The sequence below is a fragment of the Pseudomonas sp. GM50 genome, from assembly GCF_000282375.1.
In the GTDB taxonomy this organism is placed as follows: Bacteria; Pseudomonadota; Gammaproteobacteria; order Pseudomonadales; family Pseudomonadaceae; genus Aquipseudomonas.
The window spans coordinates 38,039-44,771 of sequence record NZ_AKJK01000099.1 but is presented as its reverse complement, the minus strand read 5'-3'; the positions used below and the strand labels follow the sequence as shown (position 1 = coordinate 44,771).

General features: G+C 59.1%; 5 protein-coding genes. 1 reads left to right on the top strand and 4 read right to left on the bottom strand.

All coding sequences use genetic code 11. The features are described from left to right. Window positions 1–60 precede the first annotated feature (60 nt). Entirely contained in the window at window positions 61–738 is a 678-nt protein-coding gene (locus PMI30_RS07220; protein ID WP_008012687.1) for a TetR family transcriptional regulator, read from the bottom strand. 103 nt (window positions 739–841) lie between these two features. Further along, window positions 842–2,743 (bottom strand): 3-dehydroshikimate dehydratase QuiC, encoded by a 1,902-nt coding sequence (gene quiC, locus PMI30_RS07225; RefSeq protein ID WP_008012684.1) that lies wholly within the window; start codon window positions 2,741–2,743, stop codon window positions 842–844. 609 nt (window positions 2,744–3,352) lie between these two features. On the opposite strand from quiC, the gene PMI30_RS07230 reads away from it, so the two are divergent. After that, complete coding sequence (locus PMI30_RS07230) at window positions 3,353–4,690, top strand: MFS transporter (RefSeq protein WP_008012682.1); 1,338 nt, start codon at window positions 3,353–3,355, stop codon at window positions 4,688–4,690. Between the two features lie 42 nt (window positions 4,691–4,732). Here PMI30_RS07230 and PMI30_RS07235 read toward each other — a convergent pair whose 3' ends face one another. Next, complete coding sequence (locus PMI30_RS07235; protein ID WP_008012679.1) at window positions 4,733–5,611, bottom strand: DMT family transporter; 879 nt, start codon at window positions 5,609–5,611, stop codon at window positions 4,733–4,735. 267 nt (window positions 5,612–5,878) lie between these two features. Further along, window positions 5,879–6,652, bottom strand: a complete 774-nt coding sequence (locus PMI30_RS07240) for an IclR family transcriptional regulator (protein ID WP_008012677.1) — start codon at window positions 6,650–6,652, stop codon at window positions 5,879–5,881. Window positions 6,653–6,733 lie beyond the last annotated feature (81 nt).

Below are 6,733 nucleotides of genomic sequence, written 5' to 3'. Positions count from 1 at the left end.
GGCAAGCCTCGCTCCTACGGACAGTGATATCTGTAGGAGCGAGGCTTGCCCGCGAAGGCGTCAGGCCTGCAAATATCGCAAAACCGACTCGCAAATCATCGCCCGATGACGCTGCTTGATGCTTTCGTCCGGCAAGTCGATCTGAAAAATCTCACCAAAGGTATGGCGGTTCGACACGCGATAGAAGCAAAACGAGCTGATCAGCAGATGCACATCCAATGGATCGAGGTCGGTGCGAAATACACCTTCTTCGCAGCCACGACGCAAAATCTCGCCCAGTGAATCGAGGATGGTGTTGTTCATCGCCTTGATCGCATCGGAGCGCTTCACATATTCAGCATTGTGAATGTTCTCGATGCAGACGATACGCACGAAATCGACGTTGCGATCATGGTGATCGAAAGTGAATTCCACCAACCGCCGAATCGCTTCCACCGGCGCCAATTCGGCCAGGTGCAGACGGTTTTCGGTGCTGCGGATATCCCCGTAGAGTTTCTCCAGCACCTCGACGTAGAGCTGTTCCTTACTGCCGAAGTAGTAATAGATCATGCGCTTGGAGGTGTGGATGCGCTCGGCGATCGCATCGACGCGGGCACCGGAAAGCCCCTGCTGAACGAACTCGACAATGGCCTCTTGAAGGATGTTCTCGCGGGTCTTTTCCGGGTTGTTCTTGCGACTCTTGCGAGGCTCGGCAATTGGCTTTTCGGGCGCTACGGAGAGTTCTGAAATTATTGTCATTGCGGGCTCACGGCCATCACTGCACACGCTGGCGATTATGGGCCGCTGCGCACAGTGAAGGAAGCCATGTGGCAGCGGTTTTGTACCCGTGTTTACGATTTTCCTACAACTTTGCCTGACGTACGCCACCACTTCGCGATTTGGCCATGGCCGCCAGTCGCACCGCGACGTTGGCCGCGCCGTAACCCGCGTAGCCGTTTTTGCGCTGGATGATTTCAAAGAAGAACCGCCCTTCGAACGGCTCGGTGTACACATGAAACAGCTCGCCACCCTGGGCGTCGCGGTCATAGAGCACGTTGAAATACGCCAACTCGCTGAGGAATTCATCGTCGAAATCAAAGCGCGCGGCGAGGTCATCGTAGTAGTTGAGCGGGATATCCAGCAGCGGCACGCCCGCCTCCTTGGCGCGGCTGACTTCGGCAAAGATGTCGTCGCAATCGAAAGCAATGTGATGGACGCCAGAACCGCGATAACTCGACAGTGCGTGTGAGATGGCGGTGTTGCGGTTCTCGGAAATGTTCAGCGGCAAACGGATCGAGCTGCAACGGCTACGCAATGCGCGACTCTTCACCAAACCATACGGGTCGGGCAGCACCACTTCATCGTCGGCTTCGAAATCCAGCAGGCTTTTATAGAACAGCACCCAACTGTCGAGGCTGTCGGCCGGTAGCGCCATCGCCATGTGGTCGATGCGCTTGAGACCACCGCTAGCCACGGCCGTCGGTTGCAGATTGAAGTCGGTGCCATAGACGTCGGCGTTCTGGTCCACCAGGTAAATCAGGCTGCCGTCCGGCGCACGCACCGCTGCCAGTTCAAGCTCATTGGGGCCAACGAGTCCGCGATAGGGCTGGCCCTTGTATGCAACGGCACGGGCCAGCGCACTGGCGCTGTCCTTGACCCGCACGGCGGTGGCGCACAGCGATGGGCCATGGGCCTCGAAAAAACTGTGGGCGAAGGAATAAGGTTCGGAGTTGAGGATCAGGTTGATATCGCCCTGACGCAACAGGCTGACACTTTTGGAGCGGTGTTGCCCGGCCTTGACGAAACCCAGCCGTTCGAGCCAATGGGAGAGCTTGGCGCCGAGGCTTTCGTCCACGGCGAATTCGAGGAACTCGATGCCGTTGTATTCGCTGGCGCCTGGGGTATCGAACAGAATGTCGCGATTGGCCACAGGAGTGGCTTCCTGCTCCAGACGTTGGCGGGTTTTCTCTTCCAGGTACAGCAACGAACGCAAGCCGTCGGCAGCGTTAGCCCGTGGCGGTGCGGCGCGGAAGCCATCGTTGAAAATCTCCAGCGACAGCGGACCGCTGTAGCCGCTCTTGATGATCGGCGCGAGGAAGCCCGGCAGATCGAATTCGCCCTGGCCCGGGAAACAGCGGAAGTGTCGGCTCCACTCCAGCACATCCATGGCCAGGATCGGCGCGTCGGCCATTTGCACGAAGAAAATCTTGTCACCGGGAATCTCGGCGATAGCGCTCGGGTCGCCCTTGAGCGACAGCGTATGAAAACTGTCCAGCAACACGCCGAGGCTCGGATGATCCGCCTGGCGAACGATGTTCCACACCTGTTGCCAAGTGTTCACATGCCGGCCCCAGGCCAGCGCTTCATAGCCGATCCGCAGGCCACGAATACCGGCCCGTTCGGCCAGCTGGTGCAAATCATCAATCAGGGTCTGCTCATCACCGATGGAATCGGCCGAGGCGTTGCTGCACACCAGCACCAGGTCGGTGCCCAGTTCCTGCATCAAATCGAACTTGCGCTCGGCCCGCTCCAGATTGCGCGGCAGGCGATCGCGGCGGCAACCTTCGAAATCCCGAAAGGGTTGAAACAGCGTAATCGCGATCCCGAGATCGGCGCACATCTGTTTGATTTCCCGCGGGCTGCCATCGTAGTAGAGAAGGTCATTCTCGAAAATCTCCACCCCGTCAAAACCGGCGGCGGCAATGGCTTCGAGTTTTTCCGGCAGGGTGCCGCTCAAGGAAACGGTGGCAATGGAACGCTGCATGTATGGACTCCCGGTGGTGGGGAAATTTCTCGTCAGGGCGTAGGAGCTGCCGAAGGCTGCGATCTTTTGACTTCAGCGAAAGGTGAGGCGCCAGAATCAGGATCAAAAGATCGCAGCCTTCGGCAGCTCCTACAGGGGTAGCGTTTGTCTTGGGCAAATTATTGGCTTGACGAATCCACACAGCAATTCAAAGTGTACTATCCGGTTAGTTTTGCGGGCGATTATCGAACACAATGGCGGTTAGCGAATTGACGATTTTTCGTCCACTGCGCAACATCGACACCACATTGAGTCCGGTCACGACCCCATGGACTCGGTTACCAAAGACCCTGAACACCACATAAAAATTTCAAAAAACGGGTACACGCTCATGCACTCATTCAACGCCTTGTTTGCTTGCTCCACCGCCCTCCCGCCGTACTTGGCATCCATCCGAACCTTGTGCCCTCTCGGCCGAACCGTGCCGCTCGCTGAATAACACGTTGTCGTCAGTCCGACGAAAACACCTCAGCCGATCAATCACACCCGCGCCTGGCGCCGTCGATTGATCACGCGCCCTTGAAGTCCCGACAAGCCTCGCTTGTCAGTCATTGAACGGATGGCACATACATGTTTCCTTCTCAAAGCTCTCGCGTGGCTCCGGCCATGGGCGTCGCCACTGGCGGTATCGGCGACAAAATCCGCGGCGCCCTGGCGGTCGGCAAAACCCGCTGGGGGATGCTGGCGCTAGTGTTTTTCGCCACCACCCTGAACTACATCGACCGGGCAGCCCTAGGCGTCATGCAACCGATCCTGGCCAAGGAAATGAGCTGGACGGCGATGGACTACGCCAACATCAACTTCTGGTTTCAGGTCGGCTACGCCATCGGCTTTGTGCTGCAGGGCCGGTTGATCGACCGGGTCGGCGTTAAACGCGTGTTCTTCTGCGCGGTGCTGCTCTGGAGCCTGGCCACCGGCGCTCATGGCCTGGCCACTTCGGCGGTGGGCTTCATGGTCTGCCGGTTCATTCTCGGCCTGACCGAAGCGGCGAATTATCCGGCCTGCGTGAAAACCACCCGGTTGTGGTTCCCCGCCGGCGAGCGCGCCGTGGCCACCGGCATCTTCAACGCCGGGACCAACGTCGGTGCGATGTTCACGCCGATGCTGCTGCCGCTGATTCTCCACGCCTGGGGCTGGCAAGCCGCGTTCCTGTGCATGGCGGCACTGGGCGGCATCTGGTTGCTGTTCTGGGGGCTGAAGTACTTCAACCCGGAAGACCATCCGAGCGTCAAACAATCGGAACTGGACTACATCCAGAAGGAAGTCGAGCCGGAACAGTCCCGCGTACCGTTCTCACGAATCCTGCGTATGCGTGGCACCTGGGCCTTCGCCCTGGCCTACTCGATGACCGCGCCGGTGTTCTGGTTCTACCTGTACTGGCTGCCGCCGTTCCTCAATCAGCAATACAACCTGGGGATCAACGTGACCCAGATGGGTATCCCGCTGATCATCATCTACCTCACGGCTGACTTCGGCAGTGTCGGCGGCGGCATCCTGTCCTCGTTCCTGATCGGCCGCGGGATCAACCCGATCAAGGCGCGACTGATGTCCATGTTCCTGTTCGCCTGCTGCATCATCGGCGTGGTCATGGCCGCCGGCTCGAGCAGCCTGTGGCTCGCGGTGTTCGCCATCTCCCTGGCCATCGGTGCGCACCAGGCCTGGACCGCGAACATCTGGAGCCTGGTGATGGACTACACGCCCAAGCACATGATGAGTACGGTGTTCGGCTTCGGCGGGATGTGCGCGGCAATCGGCGGGATGTTCATGACCCAGTTGGTCGGCCACATCCTGACGGTCACCAACAACAACTACACCGTGCTGTTCACCATGATTCCGGCGATGTACTTCATCGCGCTGACCTGGATGTACTTCATGGCGCCGCGCAAGATTCCTACCGTCACCGAGTAAACGCCCTTCCTCTGGCAGGCCTGATTCCAGGCCTGCCCTCTCCTATTGCCTACGCTGTTGCCACGCTGCCGCCAACCCGCTGCAACAAATCACCGCGATCCCGATCACCGTGGTCAGGGTCGGAGTGTGGGCAAACAGCAACCAGCCCAGCAAACCCGCAAAGACAATCTGGCAATAACCAAACGGCGCCAGCAGCGCGGGCGCGGCGTGACGGAAGGCCTGAGTCAGAAACAGATGCGCCGTCATCCCGCACGCCCCCAGCGCCACCATCAAAAACCCATGACCCAGGCTTGGGACTTGCCAGAAGAACGGCACCAGCGCGCTCATCACCAACGTATTGCAGAGCCCTGCAAAAAAATTGCTGGTGGTCGGACTGTCGATTTCACTGAGCTTTCGGGTGAGCAATTGATAGAAACAGAAAAACAGGGCCGAGCAGAACGGTAGCAATACCGCAGGCGTGAAGAGTTCGCCGCCGGGATGGACAATGATCAGTACCCCGATGAACCCGCAAATCACCGCCAGCCATTGGCCGCGCGTCACCCGTTCACCGAGCAGTGGCACCGACAGCGCCGTCACCAATACCGGTGCGAGAAAGTTGACCGCTGTGGCTTCCGCCAACGGGATGAACAGCAAACCAGTCGTGAACAGCAAACTGGTCCCCAGCAGGCACAACGCCCGCAAAAACTGCAGCAATGGCCGTTTGGTGCGTAGGACACGTAGCCCGGACTGCGGCAGAAAAATCCCCGCCATCAGCAAGGTGTGAACCACATAGCGGGCCCAGACCACCATGATGACGGGATAGAACCCCGAGAGGTATTTCGACAAAGCGTCATGGCTGGAAAACAGGAAGGTGGCGACGACGATCAGCAGAATCCCTTTGAAGGGCTGATTGACACCGGAAAGCGGGGTGCTGACGGTCATGGGTTATCCCTGGGTCTTGAGATCAAAAGCTTCGCGGGCAAGCCTCGCGCCTACGGAGTCTCTGTTGCCCTTGCGGGGGATGAATTCCAATAATTTAGAACCTGGTTCCAGATTCTTACATTAGTAAAGGCAAATAGTGTTCGAACAGCGCACAACTTTGTATGGGCGAACGAAAATCCATGTAGGAGCGAGGCTTGCCCGCGAAGACGGTGTGTCCGTCGACATCAATGTTGCATGACACACCGCTTTCGCGGGCAAGCCTCGCTCCTACAACAACTCTGAAGCCAGGCTCGCCGCCGACAACTCCTCTGCGAATTTCAGCAGCAGCGGCGCCAGTTCATGCAAACGCGCCCCCGGCATCCGCGCACTTGGCCCGGCGATGCTGAGTACCCCGATCACCCGACCATCACCCGGATGCCGCACCACCGCTGCAATTGCCGACGTGCCGACCGCCGAACTCTCCTCGACCCAGGCATAGCCCTGCTCTCTGGCCAGACGCAGGCGCTCGAGCAATTCGATGTTGGAGCGCGGTGCATTCGGCCCGAGGTCCTTGGGCCGGTCACTGCCCTGGCGTTGCACCAGCGACAAGGCCTCGGCATCGCTCATGCTCGCCAGCCACGCATGCCCCGACGCGGTGTAAAACAACGGTGCATCGCGGCCCATGTCCGGGTCGTAGCGCAAGCCGGATCGGGCGCCCTGGGACTTGGCAATCCAGACCTGCCGCTCCCCTTCGATCACTCCAAGGCGCACCAGCTCACCGGTTTCCTGGGCCAGGCGATCAAGCACCGATTGAACGATATCCGCGCCGCTGCTCGACAGGTAGCGGAAACCCAGGGCCACCAGTTTGGTCGACAAGTGATAGCGCAGGTTCTCCGGATTCTGTCGCACATAGCCCAGCCGAATCAGCTCGGCGAGCAAACGATGGGTCGCGCTTTTGGGGATATCCAGTTGCTCTGCCAGCGCCTGCATCGGCAGGCCACGAGGGTCACTGGTGAGGCTTTCCAGCACGCTGAAAACACGTTCTATCTGACTGCCGGCCATGGGAGGTTCCACAGGAAATTTGCCCGATTCTAGAAGACAACCCACCGAATGCGAAATCTGGAACCCGGTGCCCGATAACCG